Source organism: Leclercia pneumoniae (assembly GCF_017348915.1).
Taxonomy (GTDB): Bacteria; Pseudomonadota; Gammaproteobacteria; order Enterobacterales; family Enterobacteriaceae; genus Enterobacter; species Enterobacter pneumoniae.
In genome coordinates this window covers 1,729,328-1,748,029 of the sequence record NZ_CP071383.1, presented here as the reverse complement: position 1 = coordinate 1,748,029, position 18,702 = coordinate 1,729,328, and the positions used below count along the sequence as shown (strand labels likewise).

At 51.0% G+C, this 18,702-nt stretch carries 22 protein-coding genes and 3 pseudogenes; 17 read left to right on the top strand and 8 right to left on the bottom strand.

The window, feature by feature from the left end; genetic code table 11:
• Nucleotides 1–67: 67 nt before the first annotated feature.
• A complete protein-coding gene (locus tag JZ655_RS08280) occupies nt 68–289 on the bottom strand; it encodes a hypothetical protein (RefSeq protein WP_207293509.1) in 222 nt (73 codons plus the stop codon).
• 350 nt (nt 290–639) lie between these two features.
• On the opposite strand from JZ655_RS08280, the gene JZ655_RS08275 reads away from it, so the two are divergent.
• The 4 genes from JZ655_RS08275 to JZ655_RS08260 all read left to right on the top strand — a co-directional run bounded on the left by JZ655_RS08275 (nt 640) and on the right by JZ655_RS08260 (nt 3,619).
• On the top strand, nt 640–885 hold the full coding sequence (locus JZ655_RS08275; RefSeq protein WP_207293508.1) for an excisionase: 246 nt from the start codon (nt 640–642) through the stop codon (nt 883–885).
• Nucleotides 866–1,993 carry a site-specific integrase gene (locus JZ655_RS08270; protein WP_207293507.1) on the top strand — a complete coding sequence of 376 codons (1,128 nt, stop codon included), beginning with the start codon at nt 866–868 and terminating at the stop codon, nt 1,991–1,993. Before JZ655_RS08275 ends, JZ655_RS08270 begins: the two co-directional genes overlap by 20 nt.
• Before the next feature lie 142 nt (nt 1,994–2,135).
• Complete coding sequence (locus JZ655_RS08265) at nt 2,136–2,870, top strand: protein kinase family protein (RefSeq protein ID WP_207293506.1); 735 nt, start codon at nt 2,136–2,138, stop codon at nt 2,868–2,870.
• The gene (locus JZ655_RS08260) at nt 2,867–3,619 is read left to right on the top strand and encodes a PP2C family protein-serine/threonine phosphatase (RefSeq protein WP_207293505.1); all 753 of its coding nucleotides are present in this window, start codon (nt 2,867–2,869) and stop codon (nt 3,617–3,619) included. The genes JZ655_RS08265 and JZ655_RS08260 overlap by 4 nt, the downstream gene beginning before the upstream one ends.
• Nucleotides 3,620–3,728: 109 nt before the next feature.
• Here the strand turns inward: JZ655_RS08260 and icd are convergent, their stop codons facing one another.
• Nucleotides 3,729–4,979: an NADP-dependent isocitrate dehydrogenase gene (icd, locus tag JZ655_RS08255; protein ID WP_207293504.1), complete on the bottom strand. Its 1,251-nt coding sequence runs from the start codon at nt 4,977–4,979 to the stop codon at nt 3,729–3,731.
• Between the two features lie 117 nt (nt 4,980–5,096).
• Between icd and rluE the strand changes: the two genes are divergently transcribed.
• Genes rluE through purB form a run of 5 tightly spaced genes read left to right on the top strand, consistent with a single transcriptional unit; the run spans nt 5,097 to nt 9,432 of the window.
• Nucleotides 5,097–5,768 carry a 23S rRNA pseudouridine(2457) synthase RluE gene (gene rluE / locus JZ655_RS08250; RefSeq protein WP_207293503.1) on the top strand — a complete coding sequence of 224 codons (672 nt, stop codon included), beginning with the start codon at nt 5,097–5,099 and terminating at the stop codon, nt 5,766–5,768.
• Nucleotides 5,761–6,234 (top strand): NUDIX hydrolase, encoded by a 474-nt coding sequence (locus tag JZ655_RS08245; RefSeq protein ID WP_207293502.1) that lies wholly within the window; start codon nt 5,761–5,763, stop codon nt 6,232–6,234. Before rluE ends, JZ655_RS08245 begins: the two co-directional genes overlap by 8 nt.
• 41 nt (nt 6,235–6,275) lie before the next feature.
• Entirely contained in the window at nt 6,276–7,385 is a 1,110-nt protein-coding gene (gene mnmA / locus JZ655_RS08240) for a tRNA 2-thiouridine(34) synthase MnmA (RefSeq protein ID WP_207293501.1), read from the top strand.
• Between the two features lie 27 nt (nt 7,386–7,412).
• Nucleotides 7,413–8,042 carry a high frequency lysogenization protein HflD gene (gene hflD / locus JZ655_RS08235; protein WP_040076078.1) on the top strand — a complete coding sequence of 210 codons (630 nt, stop codon included), beginning with the start codon at nt 7,413–7,415 and terminating at the stop codon, nt 8,040–8,042.
• Between the two features lie 19 nt (nt 8,043–8,061).
• Nucleotides 8,062–9,432: an adenylosuccinate lyase gene (purB, locus tag JZ655_RS08230; protein ID WP_207293500.1), complete on the top strand. Its 1,371-nt coding sequence runs from the start codon at nt 8,062–8,064 to the stop codon at nt 9,430–9,432.
• Nucleotides 9,433–9,829: 397 nt separating this feature from the next.
• On the opposite strand, the pseudogene JZ655_RS08225 reads toward purB, so the two are convergent.
• Nucleotides 9,830–10,519: pseudogene (locus JZ655_RS08225) on the bottom strand (anti-CBASS protein Acb1 family protein); the annotation flags it as partial.
• A gap of 56 nt (nt 10,520–10,575) precedes the next feature.
• On the bottom strand, nt 10,576–10,749 hold the full coding sequence (locus JZ655_RS08220) for a hypothetical protein (RefSeq protein WP_017383021.1): 174 nt from the start codon (nt 10,747–10,749) through the stop codon (nt 10,576–10,578).
• Between the two features lie 135 nt (nt 10,750–10,884).
• Here JZ655_RS08220 and JZ655_RS08215 point away from each other — a divergent pair.
• Nucleotides 10,885–12,032 (top strand): IS3 family transposase gene (locus JZ655_RS08215; RefSeq protein WP_089620201.1). Its coding sequence is split into 2 segments (ribosomal slippage): nt 10,885–11,122 and nt 11,122–12,032, totalling 1,149 coding nucleotides; the frame shifts between segments, so codons are not numbered across the junction.
• Nucleotides 12,033–12,055: 23 nt separating this feature from the next.
• Here the strand turns inward: JZ655_RS08215 and JZ655_RS08210 are convergent.
• The 4 genes from JZ655_RS08210 to JZ655_RS08195 are packed head-to-tail and all read right to left on the bottom strand — an operon-like array spanning nt 12,056 to nt 13,226.
• The gene (locus JZ655_RS08210; protein ID WP_207293499.1) at nt 12,056–12,205 is read right to left on the bottom strand and encodes a hypothetical protein; all 150 of its coding nucleotides are present in this window, start codon (nt 12,203–12,205) and stop codon (nt 12,056–12,058) included.
• A 1-nt stretch (nt 12,206) separates the two neighbouring features.
• Nucleotides 12,207–12,740 (bottom strand): hypothetical protein, encoded by a 534-nt coding sequence (locus JZ655_RS21345; protein ID WP_242637305.1) that lies wholly within the window; start codon nt 12,738–12,740, stop codon nt 12,207–12,209.
• Nucleotides 12,737–12,997 (bottom strand): DUF977 family protein, encoded by a 261-nt coding sequence (locus JZ655_RS08200; protein ID WP_207293498.1) that lies wholly within the window; start codon nt 12,995–12,997, stop codon nt 12,737–12,739. Before JZ655_RS08200 ends, JZ655_RS21345 begins: the two co-directional genes overlap by 4 nt.
• Nucleotides 12,998–13,019: 22 nt before the next feature.
• On the bottom strand, nt 13,020–13,226 hold the full coding sequence (locus JZ655_RS08195) for a DUF1627 domain-containing protein (RefSeq protein WP_207293497.1): 207 nt from the start codon (nt 13,224–13,226) through the stop codon (nt 13,020–13,022).
• On the opposite strand from JZ655_RS08195, the pseudogene JZ655_RS08190 reads away from it, so the two are divergent.
• From JZ655_RS08190 to phoQ, 7 genes and pseudogenes are all read left to right on the top strand, one after another.
• Nucleotides 13,226–14,248 (top strand): annotated as a pseudogene (locus JZ655_RS08190) (RecT family recombinase); the annotation flags it as partial. The gene JZ655_RS08195 and the pseudogene JZ655_RS08190 sit on opposite strands and share 1 nt — an antisense overlap.
• 34 nt (nt 14,249–14,282) lie before the next feature.
• Nucleotides 14,283–14,624: a hypothetical protein gene (locus JZ655_RS08185; RefSeq protein ID WP_207293496.1), complete on the top strand. Its 342-nt coding sequence runs from the start codon at nt 14,283–14,285 to the stop codon at nt 14,622–14,624.
• Nucleotides 14,611–14,853: a DUF4060 family protein gene (locus tag JZ655_RS08180; RefSeq protein ID WP_207293495.1), complete on the top strand. Its 243-nt coding sequence runs from the start codon at nt 14,611–14,613 to the stop codon at nt 14,851–14,853. Before JZ655_RS08185 ends, JZ655_RS08180 begins: the two co-directional genes overlap by 14 nt.
• Before the next feature lie 64 nt (nt 14,854–14,917).
• On the top strand, nt 14,918–15,133 hold the full coding sequence (gene xisR, locus JZ655_RS08175) for an excisionase family protein (RefSeq protein WP_040076107.1): 216 nt from the start codon (nt 14,918–14,920) through the stop codon (nt 15,131–15,133).
• Nucleotides 15,133–16,418, top strand: a pseudogene (locus JZ655_RS08170) (Arm DNA-binding domain-containing protein). Before xisR ends, JZ655_RS08170 begins: the two are co-directional and overlap by 1 nt.
• 74 nt (nt 16,419–16,492) lie before the next feature.
• Entirely contained in the window at nt 16,493–17,164 is a 672-nt protein-coding gene (phoP, locus tag JZ655_RS08165) for a two-component system response regulator PhoP (protein ID WP_040078526.1), read from the top strand.
• Nucleotides 17,165–18,628 (top strand): two-component system sensor histidine kinase PhoQ, encoded by a 1,464-nt coding sequence (gene phoQ / locus JZ655_RS08160; RefSeq protein ID WP_207293494.1) that lies wholly within the window; start codon nt 17,165–17,167, stop codon nt 18,626–18,628.
• Nucleotides 18,629–18,702: the final 74 nt, after the last annotated feature.

Sequence of the window (18,702 nt, the reverse complement as noted above, 5' to 3'; positions counted from 1 at the left end):
GTTACTGCAAGGCAGACGAGCCAGAACAGCATATTTGCGAGGGGCTTGAAGTATGAAAGACGAAGATTTAGACCGTTGCCCTCTCTGCAAAGAGGATATGTGGGCTGGCAATAACCTCTGCCGAAACTGTCAACGTGAAGACGAGCTGGATGCCTGGCCTGGAGGCGATGGGAATCCGTTCCCGGATGAATTCACCTGTAGTGAGTGCGGGTGTGTAACTGATGACCCAGAAGGCCGACACCACTGCTACGAGGATAATAGCGATGCCTAACCCAGTAGATGCAATCATGTTCGCGCTGCTCGGCTATGGTTCTATCGACCAGATGGGCTGGCTGCCATGGTGAGCAAACTTAAACAGCGGAGTACGCGCCGCCTTAAATCCGATGTGGCCAGGTGGCGCGCAGAAGCCAACGACCTACACGCCAGGGTGATGGAGCAGGCCGACGAGATAGACAGGCTCAAGAAACTGGTTATCCGTGTGTCGATGCCCGTGATGATGCCGAAAGAAATGATCCACCAGCTCTATCACACAGAAACAAAAAGATGTCGTACCTGCAATGATGGCCTCCGCGGTGGATGCTCATCTTGCGCGTTCTATAAACCTTAACCGGGTGCAGCCGGTTTAGTGGAGAAGAAACCATGAAGCAAATGCTAACACTAGAGGAATGGGCGGCAGAGAAATACCGGAGCAACCCACCGGGCATGAATACCTTGCGTCGTTATGCCAAGCAAAATATGTTCTCCCCACCCGCGATGAAGCAAGGACGTTTGTGGAGAGTAAGAGAGGATGCTGAAATTGTTGGCGAACTGGCAAAGCCTGATATCCGAAAAACTGATTCACAAAAACTCCAAAGGATCTTGAACGATGGCTGCTCGTCCACGTAAGAACAATGTCAAAGTCCCAAACCTCTATCCGCTATTTAGCCGGAAGGTTAATAAGGTTTATTGGCGATATAAGCATCCTATCACTGGTAAATTTCACAGCCTCGGCACGGATGAGGCTGAAGCTACAGCAATTGCCCTCGAAGCAAATGCACGGCTCGCGGAGCAACGTACCAAACAGATTCTGGCGATTAGCGACAAGATAGCTACCAGCAAAGGGAAAGCGATAACCACCAGCACCTGGCTTGACCGTTACTGGAAAATTCAGGATGAAAGGCTGGAGAACGGCGATATCAGGCCGAACACTCATAAGCAAAAGGCTAAACCGGTAGCACTTCTCCGCGAACGTGTTGGCATGAAGCTTATTCCCACCGTTGACGTTCGGGATATTGCTGAAATACTTGAGTCTTACGTCTCAGAAGGTCAACCGAGAATGGCGCAGGTTATTCGTTCCGTATTAATCGACGTATTTAAGGAAGCTCAACACTATGGTGAGGTTCCTCCTGGCTATAATCCAGCACTCGCAACGAAGCAGCCACGAAGACGTATCACTAGGCAACGCCTTAACCTTGAAGAGTGGCAAAAGATTTTCGAGATTGCTGACGCACAGCACAAGTATATGGGTAATGCGATGCTTTTGGCGCTCGTTACTGGTCAGCGCCTCGGGGATATTTCGAATATGAAATTTAGCGATATTTGGGATGACCATCTTCACGTCGTTCAGGAGAAGACGGGGAGTAAGCTAGCGATCCCGCTTTCCCTTAAACTTAACGCGATTGACTGGAGTTTGAGGGATGTAGTTGCGCGATGCCGTGACTATGCAGTGAGTCCATATCTAATCCATTTTTTCCGCGCAACCTCAATGGCTGAACGAGGTGCACAGGTTAAGTCGAACACCATTACTATGAATTTTAGTAAGTCCCGGGACAAGACTGATATTGAGTGGGGGGATGGTACCCCAGCGACATTTCATGAACAGCGGTCACTAGCAGAGCGACTCTACAATGAACAAGGTGTTGATACTCAGAAATTGCTAGGCCACAAGTCACCAAATCAGACTGCTCGTTATCATGATGATCGTGGTAAGGAATGGACGAAGGTTGCATTATAAGATGATAATGTGTGAAAACCAGACTAAGTAATCAGCTCTAAATGTTGATTAAGTTCAATGAATTGACACATAATTAGGATATATCTGAATGAAATGGGTATCTTGTTCATAAAAATGTTGATAGCCGCTTCGGAGGGTTTTAATGATTCCACATAGCAGTTACTTTATTGAGCTTCACAATGGTCTAGGAGAAGGAAGTTTCGGCAATGTCGAAAAAGTGACTATTAGAAATTCTAAAAAAGAGGATTGCGGTGAGTTTGCAAGAAAAATTCTTGTAAACCATCATTCCGATCCATTACTTGAAGCTCGTTTTCGTCGAGAAGTAATGTCCCAAGATACCTGCTTGCATACAAATGTGGTGAGAATAATTCTGTGCAACTTAATATCCCCACCTTTATGGTATGTAATGGAATTAGGAGAATGTACCTTAGAGGATGAAATTAAAGCAGGTCAATTACAACAAGCTGATAAAATAAAGATAGCACAAATGATTACCAGCGGTGTTGCGCATATACACTCCAAAGGTTTTTTACATAGAGACATAAAACCTCAGAATATTTTAAAGTGTCCAAACGGTGTATACAAAATTTCTGATTTTGGGTTGGCAAGACACATGGATCCTGATGAGGCTAGCCAGATTCTAACACAAGTTGGCCATTTCCCGCGAACTCCTCGGTACTTTGATCATAATGTTGTGCTCAATGGTTACTCACCTCAATCTGATATTTTCTCTATAGGAATAGTTCTTGAGGAGTTAAACATTGCAGGATTTGATGATATCATTGCTAGATGTACTGACAGAAGGTTGCAAAAACGATATTTAAATGCAGAGCAACTTCTCAATGATATTAACAAGCATATGGAGCAGAACAAATGACTGATATCGTCTCAGCTTCTTTCTTCACCATGCCTAAAGAGCTAAACAAGCTTAATCAAGACACCATACTCCCACCAATAAAAATAAATGATGGCTATCTATTTGCCATTGCCGATGGATTAGGTGGTTATACAGGAGGGAAGGAAGCCTCAGAGAAAGTTATTTCGTTCTTATATGAAAACTCAAATAATTTAATCAATAATAATTTCGAAAATCTTTTCATAGGCCTCAAAGAAGCTGTAAATCAATTAAGCGAGCAAAATAGTGAACTTACAAATGCAGCTACAACTTTAACTCTGTGTTTTATTACAAATAAATATCTAAAAATTGCACATGTAGGAGATTGTCGTTTATATGTTAAACAGGGCAATAAATTAAAGCAGCTTACAAAAGATCATACTCAACACCAGATGCTTATTGATGAAGGCCTCTTTAGCTCTAGACAATTAAAAAATGCAAAAGGTAAAAATTTACTAACAACGGCGATTTCAAAAACAATTAATTTAGATTACAGCATGTTGCAAATACCACTGGATGAACTTTATGATGACAACCATAATTTAATTCTCATCGTAATGTCTGACGGAGCGCATCATTTTTGGGAAAAAAGGCCCCGATTTTCGGTAAATACTTTGTCTGAACCCTCTAGGTTCTGTTCAAGCCTAAAAAAGCGTATCGAGAATGGCCCCCCTATAGACGATTACTCTGTAATTGCAGTTAAGCTAACTACTTTGTTTGACAAGTTGTAACCAAGGTATTTTGATAACTTATTTTGATAAAATTTTGTTAACCAATCAAAAACTAATAACAAGAACGGGAACCATACGGTTCCCATTCTTGTTTAATCCCTCAAATGGATTACATATTTGCGATGATCGCGTCACCAAACTCTGAACATTTCAGCAGTTTAGCGCCTTCCATCAGACGTTCGAAGTCATAGGTTACGGTTTTAGCGTTAATCGCGCCTTCCATACCTTTAACGATCAGGTCTGCGGCTTCGAACCATTCCATATGACGGAGCATCATCTCTGCCGACAGGATGATTGAACCTGGGTTCACCTTATCCTGGCCTGCATACTTCGGTGCAGTACCGTGGGTCGCTTCGAACAGGGCGCACTCGTCACCAATGTTCGCGCCCGGGGCGATACCGATGCCGCCAACCTGCGCCGCCAGGGCGTCGGAGATGTAGTCACCGTTCAGGTTCATACAAGCGATAACGTCGTATTCCGCTGGACGCAGCAGGATTTGCTGCAGGAACGCATCGGCGATCACATCTTTAATGATGATCTCTTTGCCGGTGTTCGGGTTCTTAATCTTCTGCCATGGGCCGCCGTCAATCAGTTCACCGCCGAACTCGTCGGTCGCCAACTGGTAACCCCAGTCTTTGAACGCGCCTTCGGTGAACTTCATGATGTTACCTTTGTGAACCAGGGTCACAGAGTCACGGTCGTTAGTGATCGCATATTCGATCGCCGCACGTACCAGACGCTTAGTCCCCTCTTCGGAGCACGGCTTGATACCGATACCGCAATGTTCCGGGAAGCGAATTTTCTTCACGCCCATCTCGTCGCGCAGGAATTTAATCACTTTTTCGGCGTCAGCGGAGTCCGCTTTCCACTCGATACCCGCATAGATATCTTCAGAGTTTTCGCGGAAGATAACCATATCGGTCAGCTCCGGGTGTTTAACCGGGCTTGGGGTGCCCTGGTAATAACGTACCGGACGCAGGCAAACATACAGATCCAGCTCCTGACGCAGCGCAACGTTCAGAGAACGGATGCCGCCGCCGACTGGGGTAGTCAGTGGGCCTTTGATGGCAACACGGTAGTCGCGGATTAGATCGAGGGTTTCAGCTGGCAGCCAGACGTCCTGGCCGTAAACGTGGGTAGATTTTTCACCGGTGTAAATTTCCATCCAGGAAATTTTACGCTCGCCTTTGTAGGCTTTCTCAACAGCGGCATCCACCACTTTCAGCATTGCCGGGGTGACGTCTACACCGATACCATCGCCTTCGATGAACGGGATAATCGGGTTATGAGGGACGTTCAGCTTACCGTCTTGCAGGGTGATCTTTTTACCTTCCGCCGGAACAACTACTTTGCTTTCCATTAACCTCTCCTTCGAGCGCTTCTGGTTGTTACTGATCTTATGTTAATAATTTGTAATGAGCCTCCCGATAGTACCTGAATGTCTGGCGCCATGAAAGGTCTTCGTTATTAGGCTATAATGCGGCAATTGATAAAGCCTGAAAATACCATGAAGAAAACTTCTTTTAGAAATCACCGGGTTGAGCGATTCAGCTCACGACAAGCCACCAGAAAACCGAAAACAAACCAGCCCAAACGGGTGATTTTGTTCAATAAACCCTACGATGTTTTGCCGCAGTTTACCGATGAAGCTGGCCGCAGCACGTTGAAAGACTTTATCCCGGTTGCAGGCGTCTACGCCGCAGGCCGTCTGGATCGGGATAGTGAAGGTCTGCTGGTGTTAACGAATGACGGCGCATTGCAGGCGCGGCTGACGCAGCCCGGTAAGCGCACCGGAAAGATCTATTACGTACAGGTAGAAGGTGAACCTACCGAAGAGGCGCTTGCCGCTCTGCGTACCGGGGTGACCCTTAAGGATGGCCCTACCCTGCCCGCCGGTATTGAGCGGGTGAGTGAACCGGAGTGGCTGTGGCCGCGCACGCCGCCCGTACGCGAGCGCAAATCGATCCCCACATCCTGGCTCAAAATTACCCTTTATGAGGGGCGCAATCGCCAAGTTCGTCGCATGACCGCGCATGTCGGCTTCCCGACGTTACGCTTAATCCGCTACGCCATGGGCGATTACTCACTGGATAATCTCGCCAATGGTGAATGGCGCGACGGGACAGAAAAAGGAGAAGAGAATGTTTAAACCGCACGTCACCGTGGCCACAGTGGTTCACGCCCAGGGCAAATTTCTGGTGGTGGAAGAGACTATCAACGGCAAAGCGCTGTGGAACCAACCCGCCGGTCATCTTGAAGCCGATGAGACCCTGGTACAGGCCGCCCGCCGGGAATTGTGGGAAGAGACCGGTATTCACGCTGAACCTCAGCAGTTTATTCGTCTTCATCACTGGATTGCGCCGGATAAGACGCCGTTCCTGCGTTTTCTGTTTGTTATCGAGCTTAACGAAATGTGCGACACCGAGCCGCACGACGATGATATCGACCGCTGCCTGTGGGTGACGGCCGACGAGATTCTGAGCGCCACCAACCTGCGTTCACCGCTGGTTGCCGAGAGCATCCGCTGCTATCTCTCTGGTCATCGTCTGCCGTTAGAGACAATCGGCGAATTTAACTGGCCGTTTACAGAGGGTGCCATTGCCGGGGGCGCGTGATAGAATACGCCGCCTTGAAGTTCAATGTCGTGAGTATTCCAATGTCAGAAAGCCCAAAAAAAGTGATCGTCGGCATGTCCGGCGGTGTCGACTCCTCCGTTTCCGCCTGGCTGTTGCTGCAACAGGGCTATAAGGTGGAAGGCCTGTTCATGAAGAACTGGGAGGAAGACGACGGCGAGGAATACTGTACCGCGGCGGCCGATCTGGCCGATGCGCAGGCCGTGTGCGATAAGCTCGGCATTGAACTGCATACCGTCAATTTTGCTGCAGAGTACTGGGATAATGTCTTCGAACATTTCCTGGAAGAGTATAAAGCCGGCCGTACCCCTAACCCGGACATTCTCTGCAACAAAGAGATCAAATTTAAAGCCTTCCTTGAGTTCGCCGCTGAAGACCTGGGCGCCGATTACATTGCCACTGGCCACTATGTGCGTCGTGCCGATGTCAACGGCAAAAGCCAGCTGCTGCGAGGCCTCGACGGCAATAAAGATCAGAGCTATTTCCTCTATACCCTCGGTCATGAGCAGATTGCCCAGAGCCTGTTCCCGGTGGGCGAGCTGGAAAAACCCGAAGTGCGTAAGATTGCCGAAGAGCTGGATCTGATCACCGCCAAGAAAAAAGACTCAACCGGTATCTGTTTTATCGGCGAGCGGAAATTCCGCGAATTCCTTGGCCGCTACTTGCCAGCCCAGCCGGGCAAAATCGTCACCGTTGATGGTGAAGAAATTGGTCAGCATCAGGGGCTGATGTACCACACCCTCGGCCAGCGCAAAGGGCTGGGGATTGGTGGTACCAAAGAAGGCAGCGAAGATCCGTGGTACGTGGTCGATAAAGATGTTGAGAACAATATTCTGATTGTGGCGCAGGGGCACGATCATCCGCGTCTGATGTCGGTGGGGCTGATTGCCCAACAGCTGCACTGGGTCGATCGCGAGCCGGTAAAAGGCACGCTGCGTTGCACGGTGAAAACCCGCTATCGCCAGACCGATATTCCTTGCACCCTCACCGCGATTGACGGCGAACGCATTGAGGTGCGCTTCGACGAGCCCGTCTCCGCCGTTACCCCAGGGCAGTCCGCGGTCTTTTACAGCGGCGAAATCTGTCTGGGCGGTGGTATCATCGAACAGCGTCTGCCGCTGACAACCGACTAATGCGTTAGCACACAGAAAGGAGTAAGTGTGGCGAAGAACTATTATGACATCACCCTGGCGCTGGCGGGAATTTGCCAGTCTGCCCGTCTGGTGCAACAGTTGGCGCATCAGGGTCATTGCGACGCTGATGCCCTGCACGTGTCGCTGAACAGCATCGTTGATCTGAACCCCAGTTCAACGCTTGGTGTCTTCGGCGGCAGTGAAGCGAATCTTCGCCTCGGCCTTGAAACCCTGTTAGGGGTCCTGAACGCTAACAATCGTCAGGGGCTGAATGCCGAACTGACCCGCTATACCTTAAGCATGATGGTGCTGGAGCGTAAGCTCAACGCAGCCAAAGGCGCGATGGACACCCTCGGCAACCGCATTGCCGGGCTGCAGCGTCAGCTCGATCATTTCGATTTGCAATCTGAAACCTTACTGAGCGCCATGGCGGGTATCTACGTGGATGTGATTAGCCCACTGGGGCCACGCATTCAGGTCACGGGGTCCCCGGCAGTGCTACAAAGTCCACAGGTGCAGGCCAAAGTTCGCGCCTCGCTGCTGGCGGGCATCCGCGCCGCCGTGCTGTGGCACCAGGTCGGCGGTGGCCGCCTGCAGTTAATGTTTTCTCGTCATCGCCTGAGCACTCAGGCAAAACAGATTCTTGCTCATTGTTAACCTCCCGGAGTTACGAATTATGGAATTATCCTCACTGACCGCCGTTTCCCCTGTCGATGGACGCTACGGCGATAAAGTCAGCGCGCTGCGCGACATTTTCAGCGAATATGGTCTGCTGAAGTTCCGCGTACAGGTTGAAGTTCGCTGGCTGCAAAAGCTGGCCGCACAGGCAGCCATCAAGGAAGTTCCTGCTTTTGACGCCCAGGCAAACGATTACCTCGATCAAATCGTTGCTCAATTCAATGAAGAAGATGCCGCACGCATCAAAACCATTGAACGCACGACTAACCACGATGTGAAGGCGGTTGAATATTTCCTGAAAGAGAAAGTGGCCAGCATCCCGGCCCTCAATGCTGTCTCCGAATTCATTCACTTCGCCTGTACGTCTGAAGATATCAATAACCTTTCTCATGCCCTGATGCTCTCAACTGCGCGTCAGGACGTGGTGCTGCCGTACTGGCGTAAAATTATTGACGCGGTGAAAGCGCTGTCAGTCGAGTATCGCGATATCCCGCTGCTTTCCCGTACCCACGGTCAGCCAGCTACCCCATCCACCATGGGTAAAGAGATGGCGAACGTGGCCTACCGTATGGAGCGCCAGTTCCGTCAGCTGGAACAGATTGAAATTCTCGGTAAAATCAACGGCGCTGTCGGTAACTACAATGCCCACATCGCTGCCTACCCGGAAGTGGACTGGCACCAGTTCAGCGAAGAGTTCGTGACCTCACTGGGCATTCAGTGGAACCCGTACACCACCCAGATCGAGCCGCACGACTATATTGCTGAGCTGTTTGACTGCATCGCGCGTTTCAACACCATCCTGATCGACTTTGATCGTGACGTCTGGGGTTACATTGCGCTGAACCACTTCAAGCAGAAAACCATCGCCGGCGAAATCGGCTCCTCCACCATGCCGCACAAAGTGAACCCGATTGACTTCGAAAACTCCGAAGGCAACCTCGGCCTTGCGAATGCCGTGCTGCAACACATGGCGAGCAAACTGCCGGTTTCCCGCTGGCAGCGCGACCTGACGGACTCCACCGTCCTGCGTAACCTGGGCGTGGGTATTGGCTATGCGCTGATTGCTTATCAGTCCACCCTGAAGGGCGTGAGCAAGCTGGAAGTGAACCGCGACCGTCTGCTGGACGAACTGGATCACAACTGGGAAGTCCTGGCCGAGCCGATTCAGACCGTGATGCGTCGCTATGGCATCGAAAAACCGTATGAGAAGCTGAAAGAGCTGACCCGCGGTAAGCGCGTTGACGCAGAAGGCATGAAACAGTTTATCGATAGCCTGGACGTGCCGGAAGAAGAGAAGACCCGTCTGAAGGCAATGACCCCGGCGAATTACATCGGCCGCGCCATTACCATGGTTGATGAACTGAAGTAATCGCATTCCCCCTCTTTCCGTCCGGAAAGAGGGTTCCCTCCCCCGGTTTATTAAATGTTTATCCCCCTCCCAACATAATCAGCGTTAAACTGTGGAAATAGAGAAAAAAACCTAACAAGACATATAGTTATTTATAAATTATATGGTTACAGCTGTTACCTAACAGACAATAACGGATAATAACGGATATTCATTTGCCCCCAAAAATCTTTGCTTTTGCGTGGCTCTTCCCGGAATCGTCATTACACTCTTTACGACCCTATCTGACGTGTTCATAATGCCCACCTCAGATTGTAGGATTTAAGGTGCGCATCACGTATTATACCAGTGCCTCGTCACTGCCCAGAGCACGGTTGATGAAGTACATCACCCGGCCCATTACCTCTGCCTCTTCCATGGCCTCACCTGACCGACCTTCAACCTTCTCTAGGCTGACGCAGGGTTCAAGGAAGCCAATGGCATCGTTAGAATAGTCACCAGGGATGAAGACGCGATCGGGATGTACGAAGCACTGATTTGTCGCGCCATTTGGCAGGCTCTCAACGTATTTCCATTGTTTTGGCTGGCCGTAATCTGCCGATTTCTGGTCAGTGACCCACTCGCTGACTGTTAATGACCCAGCCCATGCGATCGTAACCTTTTTTAGTGACTTACCACGAACAACGGGTTGATCCCACGTTCTGGAATCATTGATGTGCTGCAGGATGCCGGCATAACGTCCGACCAGGCGGCGTCGGTCTGCCTCAGCAAAGGCACGCCATAGGCGCTTTGTGAAAACCTTTTTGGTGTTCTTCTACCAAGCAGTCTCATCCTTGCTTTCATCGGCATCATCCCCCACAATAATTTCCGGGTTAGTCTGCCAGTACTTGCCCACCAACTTCTCAACTGCACTGTGGGCTATGCCACCGCGCCGGTACAGGGCGTAAAGGTTTTCGTAGATGACCTGCTCAGGGAAACCATACTCGCACCACGCTGAATGGCGCTTATTTTCCAGCCCCATCGTCGGTGCCATCAGCCCCATACGGGCGCGCGCCATTCGCGCATCATTCAACGCATGGTTGACGGCGAGAGTTAATTTGTCAGTCATGGTTTGTCCGTTGGTGGATTTATAGCAATAAAAAAGGCCACCGCAGTGGCCTGAACCTATTGGTAGCTTTTCAGCTTTATCGTATCGCCCTTAAATTGCTTCTGAAGAGCCTCTAGCAGAGCTGATTCCGTCTTCCCATTAGCAAGAACATCGTTTAGCTTTACCTGATTGCCAACCGTTGAACCCTTCGCGATACGCTGGAAAATGACGTTTTTAAAATGATGCTGCATAACTTTCTCCTTGTAAGTACATCATTAATAAATAACGTCAGTTCTTTGTTGATCTTTAATTTTTAACGCAACTGAATCGCCACGGGTTTAACAGACACCTCAGAGTCATTTAAGATGACTTAAAGAGAGGTGCCCATGAGCGGTAAGCGTTATCCCGAAGAGTTTAAAATTGAAGCGGTAAAACAGGTTGTTGATCGCGGCCATTCTGTTTCCAGCGTGGCAACACGTCTCGGTATCACCACCCACAGTCTTTATGCCTGGATAAAGGCATATGGCCCGGATTCCTCAACCAATAAAGTCCAGTCAGACGCTCAGGCTGAGATCCGACGCCTCCAGAAAGAGCTGAAGCGGGTTACCGACGAACGGGACATATTAAAAAAAGCCGCGGCGTACTTCGCAAAGCTGTCCGACTGAGGTACGCCTTTATCCGTGACAACACCTATTGCTGGCCTGTCCGACTGCTTTGTCGGGTGCTGGATGTGCATCCGAGTGGTTTTTACGCCTGGCTTCAGCAGCCGGATTCACGGCGGCATCATGCTGACCTGAGGCTGACGGGGCTGATAAAGCAGTTCTGGCTGGAGTCGGGTTGCGTTTATGGTTATCGCAAGATCCACCTCGACCTGCGGGATACCGGACAACAGTGCGGAGTTAACCGTGTCTGGCGACTGATGAAGCGTGCCGGGATAAGGGCTCAGGTCGGGTACCGTAGCCCACGGGCACGTAAGGGTGAAACCAGCATCGTGACGCCCAACAGGCTCCAGCGGCAGTTCAACCCGGAAGCACCGGATGAGCGTTGGGTAACGGACATCACCTACATCCGGACTCACGAAGGCTGGCTGTATCTGGCTGTGGTTGTTGACCTGTTCTCGCGCAAAGTTATTGGCTGGTCAATGCAGCCCCGGATGACAAAGGATATTGTCCTGAATGCACTTCTGATGGCCGTGTGGCGACGTAATCCTCAAAAGCAGGTGCTGGTTCATTCTGATCAAGGCAGTCAGTACACAAGCTATGAGTGGCAGTCGTTCCTGAAATCACACGGGCTGGAGGGCAGTATGAGCCGTCGCGGTAACTGTCATGACAACGCAGTCGCAGAAAGTTTTTTCCAGCTACTGAAACGTGAACGGATAAAGAAAAAGATCTACGGAACGCGAGAAGAAGCTCGCGGTGATATTTTTGATTACATCGAAATATTTTATAACAGTAAGCGTCGGCATGGTTCGAGTGATCATATGCCACCAACTGAATACGAAAAACAATATTATCAGCGGCTCGGAAGTGTCTAGATTATCTGTGGCGATTCAATGGGTTAGACCTCATCGGCCGGTGATACGCCGTAGTTACATTTCTCGTGGAAAATGTCTTTACCTATCTCTTCTGCCGCCTCAAGAGAATCAGCCTCAAACTCGACAGATTTGCTGTGGTAAAACCCCTCAATCGTCACGATATACTTAGCCATATCACCCCTCCCCGTTGATGCTGATACCAGCAACCCGCAAAGCATGTTCAACATCGTGACGAGAAAGCCATGGCCCGTTATATTTGGGAGTCATAACGCCGCGTTCTGCCTCGTTAATCAGGTGACCAGCGCGAACTGACCAACCAGTGGGGAGCGTAACTTTCATATCTTGCACGCGCACTTCAGCCTGGAAGGAGTCGGTGGCGGGGGTTGGTGCCTGCGGAGATACGGCAACGCGAATGGTTTCAAGTGCCGGGTCTGCTTCCATTGTCGGAACTTGGATATAACCCAACTTGACACCGTTCATGATGAACGTGCAACTGTCATCGCATATCGCTTTGAGCCCCGCATTCTCCGCAGCCAGCGCATCGCGCTGCTTTGTCATCTCAAGCAGCGCCGCGATGGTGCAATCCAGTCGTTCGGCCAGTCGGGAAACAATCTTCGCCATATCGATGATTGGCGTGTTGCTGCTCATTGCCTTCGCAAACTGATACCCAACGGCCACCAGCTCTTTGTTGTTCAGTGAATCGTTCATTTTGAGGCTCCCAGATGCGTATAGCGTTCCAGGTCAAAGTCGATAACTGCGCGTTCGTCGCGGAAGATGCCGCAGCGTCCATGGCGGATTAGTGAGCCCTGTTTTATGACAACCCCGATGTACTTCTCGGCGATGGTGCGATGCAACCCGAACATCTCCACGATGTCTTTGGTCGTAGCGTGGCCATTCTTTTTCACCATCTCGATGATCCAGGCGATAAACAGCGCGCGTTCTTGATGGGTCTTAGGCCTTGCCATTTTGTGCCTCCGCATTTACCAGCTACTGAACGAGGTGCTTATGGCGGCCAACAACACGCACGGCGTCGCGCAATCTCTCCAGGTTCGCCAGCTTGCTCTTCGCGCGGCGAATTTCGCGGGAGATAACCCGGACCGTCGGAATGGCCACGGATACGTCGCGCCCTTCGGTGAACGAGGGGATCTCACTGACAATCTGCACAACGTCCTTCAGTTGAACCTGTTCGGCCACTTCAGGCGTTCGCCGGGTTAAGGGAGCAGTCTGCCGTCACCTTTCCTGAGCATCTTCGCGGCAATCCTGCCGACTGCATGGCGATCGTCATGCAGGCCATGCAGTGGGGCATGAACCCTTACGCCGTGGCGCAGAAAACGCACCTGGTCAACGGTGTGCTGGGTTACGAAGCGCAGATGTTGAACGCGGTGATCTCCAGCTCCAACGCCATTGTTGGCCGTTTTCACTATGAGTACGAAGGTGACTGGTCGAAATGCGCCAGCAGCCGCGAGGAGATCGTTAAGAAGCCAGCGAAAGGCGGTGGTACGTACGACAAAAAAGAAATGGTACGCGGCTGGACCAGTACTGACGAGCAAGGCCTATCTGTTCGTGTGGGGGCAGTCATTCGCGGTGAGAGTGAGATCATTTGGGGCGAACCGGTATTCCTGTCCAGCGTGATTACGCGTAATTCTCCCCTGTGGATTTCGAATCCTAAGCAGCAGATTGCATATCTGGCCCTCAAATACTGGGCGCGACTGTATTGCCCTGCAGTTGTTCTGGGTGTGTATACCCCGGATGAAGTTGAGCAGCGCACCGAGAGGGAAATTAACCCGGCCCCAGCTCAGCGCGTGAGCCTGGCTGATATCAAAGGTGACAGCGTAACAAACACCCACAGTTCACAGGAGTCTGCCGCAAACATCGATGCTATAGCCCATGAGTTCCGCGATCGCATCGAGGCTGCTGAGGATGTGGATAGTGCCAAAGCACTCCGCGCTGACATCGAAACCGCAAAGGTGACGCTGGGTACAGCCCTGTACACAGAGCTCAAAAACAAAGCGGTGAAACGCTATCACCTGGTGGATGCACGCAACAAAGTCGAAGCGGCAATCAACTCCCTGCCGCAGCCCGGCGAACCGGATGGTGCCGAGCGCTTCGAGGAAGCCGAACGCGTGCTGGCGTCGGCAAAACGTCATCTGGGCGACGAACTGCACGATCAGTTCAGCATCACCCTTGCAGATATGAAACCGGAATATGTGGCCTAAGGGAGGCGGGAGGGTACGCCCTCCCGGTAACGAGATGAGCAAATTCACAAACGAAGAGTTAATCGCACGCACAAAAATGCGCCTCGCTATGGTTGCAAGTTTCCCGGATAGCAAGTTGGCGCAGATGGATAAATGCCTGGCTGAAATCGCAATGTCAGCGCTTTCAGCATCACAATTTTCGCAGCCAGTACTCGAGTCTATCGCTAACGCTTTTATCGCGGCGATAGAAAAAGAGCAGGAGCGACTCCACGGCGAAGACTACTTAATGGACTCGAGAGACTGCATTGCGGTGATTCGGGAAGAAATACAGCGGCTCAATGCTTGCCGTGCCGGCATGCAACCTGAAGTGCTAGGAGATGACCATGCGACTGATTAACCGCGGCAATCAGCAGTCCCCTCTGGCGCGCCGGGCATGTGCTATCGCCCTGGCGACCCACGCAGAACGTTACGGCGATTACGCTCGCAGCAAAATGAAAGAGACGTATACGGTGAGAGTAGAAGGCGTGAAGGTCTGGGTGGAGGTGGGGAACCGAAAGGCGAGCTACGTGGCCACCGCGATGACCGGCATGCGCCGCTTGCGATCCTTACCCGGGCAGATCGCCTGATATTGAAATATCACTAACATTTCCTCGGCATCTTTATACTGATGCCGGTTACCTGAGGTGAAAAATGGCACAGGTAATTTTCGATTCTGAATGGGTTGTTGAGGCCAGGCTAAGTGAAAAAACAGGCTTGAATGAAGGACAAATAAAAAATTATCGTCTGAAGCTTTGGGTGGAGGGCGTCCACTTCAAACGCCTGACTGCTCTCGGCGAGACTGATAATTCAAAAGGTCTGCTTTGGTACAACTACCCTAAGATAAATCAGTTAGTTCGGGATGCTTAATGAAATACCCCACAGGTGTAGAAATACATAACGGAAAAATAAGAATCACTTTCACTTATCGCGGCATTCGTTGCCGCGAAACCCTTCGGGGGTGGGTCGTAAATACCAGTAATATCAAAAAAGCAGGTAATCTTCGCGCGCTCATCATGAGTGAGATCCAACTGGGGAACTTCAGTTACGCTGAACGTTTCCCTGAATCCAAATCGCTGAAAAAATTCTCAACAACAAAACGGATCGTAACGTTCAGCGAGCTAAGCGAATTTTTTCTTGATACCAAGGCCCTGGAGGTTTCTGCCGCAACATTGCAATCAATTACCTCAGCAGTAAATACGTTGCAACGTGTTGTGGGAGAAAATACTCGTCTCGATGATATTCAGCATGCTGACATTTTGAACTACCGCAAAGAACTGCTAACCGGGTCAGTTATCAACCCGGCAATACCGAATACAGCAAAGCAGGGTCGTGCCCCTCAACGGTCAATAAACAGATGGCTGTTTTATCAGAAATGCTGAAGCTCGCGCAGCGAAGTCAGTTTATATTACATGCTCCTCATGAAGGTGTATCGAGGCTCAAGCTGTCTAAACCAGATCCTGATCCGCTTTTACTTCATGAGTATCAGGCCCTAATCTCCGCCCTTCCCCGCAAACAAGCTTTGATCATCATTGTTGCGGTACATACGGGATTAAGGCCTGGCGAAATTTGTGCGCTCGCATGGGAAGATATCGACCTGAAAAAAGGTGAAATCCACGTATTGAGAAGCCTGACGAACAAGCGGGTATTTGTGCCGCCTAAAACGGATGCAGGTATAAGAACTATCAAATTGCTGAAGCCTGCCCATGAGGCCCTGCTGGAGCAATATGAAATTACGGGCGGCGGTCAGAAGCAGGAGATCGTGTTTCATCATCGTGAGCTCGGTAAGACTGAGCGGCAGAATTTACGCTCTGTTTTCATACCTGGCGAAAACTCAGGATCAAAGAATAACCATTTTTCGAAAAACTCAATCTCCTACAGCTGGAAGCGCGGTACTAAACTTTCCGGTATCCGTAAGAGAAACGCCTATCAGACGCGCCATACTTTCGCATGCTGGACGCTGATGGCCGGTGCCAACCCTTCTTTTATCGCTAGTCAGATGGGGCATGAGGACGCGCGTATGGTGTATCAGGTTTATTCGAAGTGGATTAGCGATATGAATCAGGATCAGGTCAACATGCTGAACAAGCAAATGCCGACGGCATTGCCCCCAGGACGCCCCCAGGGGTTCGGAAGCATGAAAAAAGTCATTTAATTTCATGGTGCTGATTCCATGTCACATAATCAGCGTTAAACTATTCAGAGCAATTATTTTAGGGAGAAGCGATGATGCGCGTATTGGTTGTCGAGGATAATGCATTATTACGTCATCACCTGAAGGTTCAACTTCAGGAAATGGGTCATCAGGTGGATGATGCCGAAGATGCCAAAGAGGCTGACTACTATCTGAATGAACACTTGCCGGATATTGCCATCGTCGACCTCGGCCTGCCGGATGAAGACGGTCTGTCGCTCATTCGTCGCTGGCGCAGCCACGATGTCTCACTGCCCGTGCTGGTGTTAACCGCCCGCGAAGGGTGGCAGGATAAAGTCGAGGTACTTAGCGCCGGGGCCGACGACTATGTGACCAAGCCCTTCCATATTGAAGAAGTCGCTGCCCGCATGCAGGCCCTGATGCGCCGTAACAGCGGCCACGCCTCTCAGGTGATCTCGCTACCGCCTTTCCAGGTCGATCTCTCTCGCCGTGAGCTCTCCATCAATGACGAAGTGATCAAACTGACCGCTTTCGAATACACCATTATGGAAACCCTGATCCGCAACAGCGGCAAAGTGGTTAGCAAAGATTCCCTGATGTTGCAGCTCTATCCTGATGCTGAGTTGCGTGAAAGCCACACCATTGATGTGCTGATGGGGCGTCTAAGGAAAAAGATCCAGGCACAGTATCCGGAAGATGTCATTACGACGGTCCGCGGTCAGGGCTACCTTTTCGAATTACGCTAAATGAAAAAAATTCTGCGTCACTTCCTGCCGCTTTCGCTGCGGGTTCGCTTCCTGCTGGCGACGGCTGCCGTGGTGCTGGTGCTCTCTTTGGCCTACGGTCTGGTGGCGTTGTTGGGTTACAGCGTTAGCTTTGACAAGACCACCTTTCGCCTACTGCGCGGCGAAAGTAACCTGTTTTATACCCTTGCCCGCTGGGAAAATAATAAAATCAGCATCGACATGCCGGAACATCTGGACAGACAGAGTCCGACCATCGCCCTGATATACGGTGAAAAGGGCCAGCTTCTCTGGGCCCAGCGAGATGTACCCTGGCTGGTGAACCGTATCCAGCCGGAGTGGCTGAGAACCAACGGATTTCACGAGCTGGAGGCAGACCTTAACGCCTCCAGCAGCCTGGTAGGTAATGACCGCTCCATGCAGCAGCAACTGAGCGAGATCCGCGAAGATGACGACGACACTGAGATGACCCACTCGGTCGCTATTAATCTCTATCCCGCGACCCTCGAAATGCCCCAGCTCACCATCGTGGTGATCGACACCATTCCCGTTGAGCTAAAACGCTCTTATATGGTGTGGAACTGGTTCGTCTATGTGCTGGTGGCGAACCTGCTGCTGGTGATCCCTCTGCTGTGGGTCGCCGCCTGGTGGAGCCTGCGCCCTATCGAGTCGCTGGCGAAAGAGGTGCGTGAGCTGGAAGAGCATCACCGGGAGAAACTTAACCCGGTCACCACCCGTGAACTGACCAGCCTGGTGCGTAACCTGAACCGCCTGCTGAAGAGTGAGCGTGAACGCTATGACAAATACCGCACAACGCTGACCGACCTGACCCACAGTCTGAAGACGCCGCTGGCGGTATTACAAAGTACCTTACGCTCCCTGCGCAGCGCGAAGCTGAGCGTGGACGACGCCGAGCCGGTGATGCTGGAGCAGATCAGCCGTATCTCCCAGCAGATTGGCTACTATCTGCACCGGGCAAGTATGCGTTCTGGCAGTGCGTTGCTCAGCCGCGAACTTCACCCGGTGGCGCCGCTGCTGGACAACCTCACCTCGGCGTTGAACAAGGTCTATCAACGTAAAGGGGTCAGCATCAGCCTCGATATTTCGCCGGAGATAAGCTTCATTGGCGAGAAAAACGACTTTATGGAGGTGATGGGTAATCTGCTTGATAACGCCTGCAAATATTGCCTCGAGTTTGTCGAAATCTCGGCCCGACAGGACGACGATCAACTTCATATTATTGTTGAGGACGATGGCCCCGGTATTCCCCAGGGTAAACGCGATCAGGTCTTCGACCGCGGACAGCGGGCTGATACCCTGCGTCCAGGCCAGGGCGTGGGGCTTTCGGTCGCGCGGGATATTGTTGAGCAGTATGACGGCCGTATCGAAACGGGCGACAGCCTGCTCGGCGGTGCCCGCATGGTGGCAATCTTTGGCCGCCAACAGCCAGGCGACCATGAGAGTTAAGCCCTCCGGGTGAAAAAAGCGAGATTCTCACGCGCAGGTGCCTGAGCTTCCGTTATAATCCGTCTCAGTAAGAG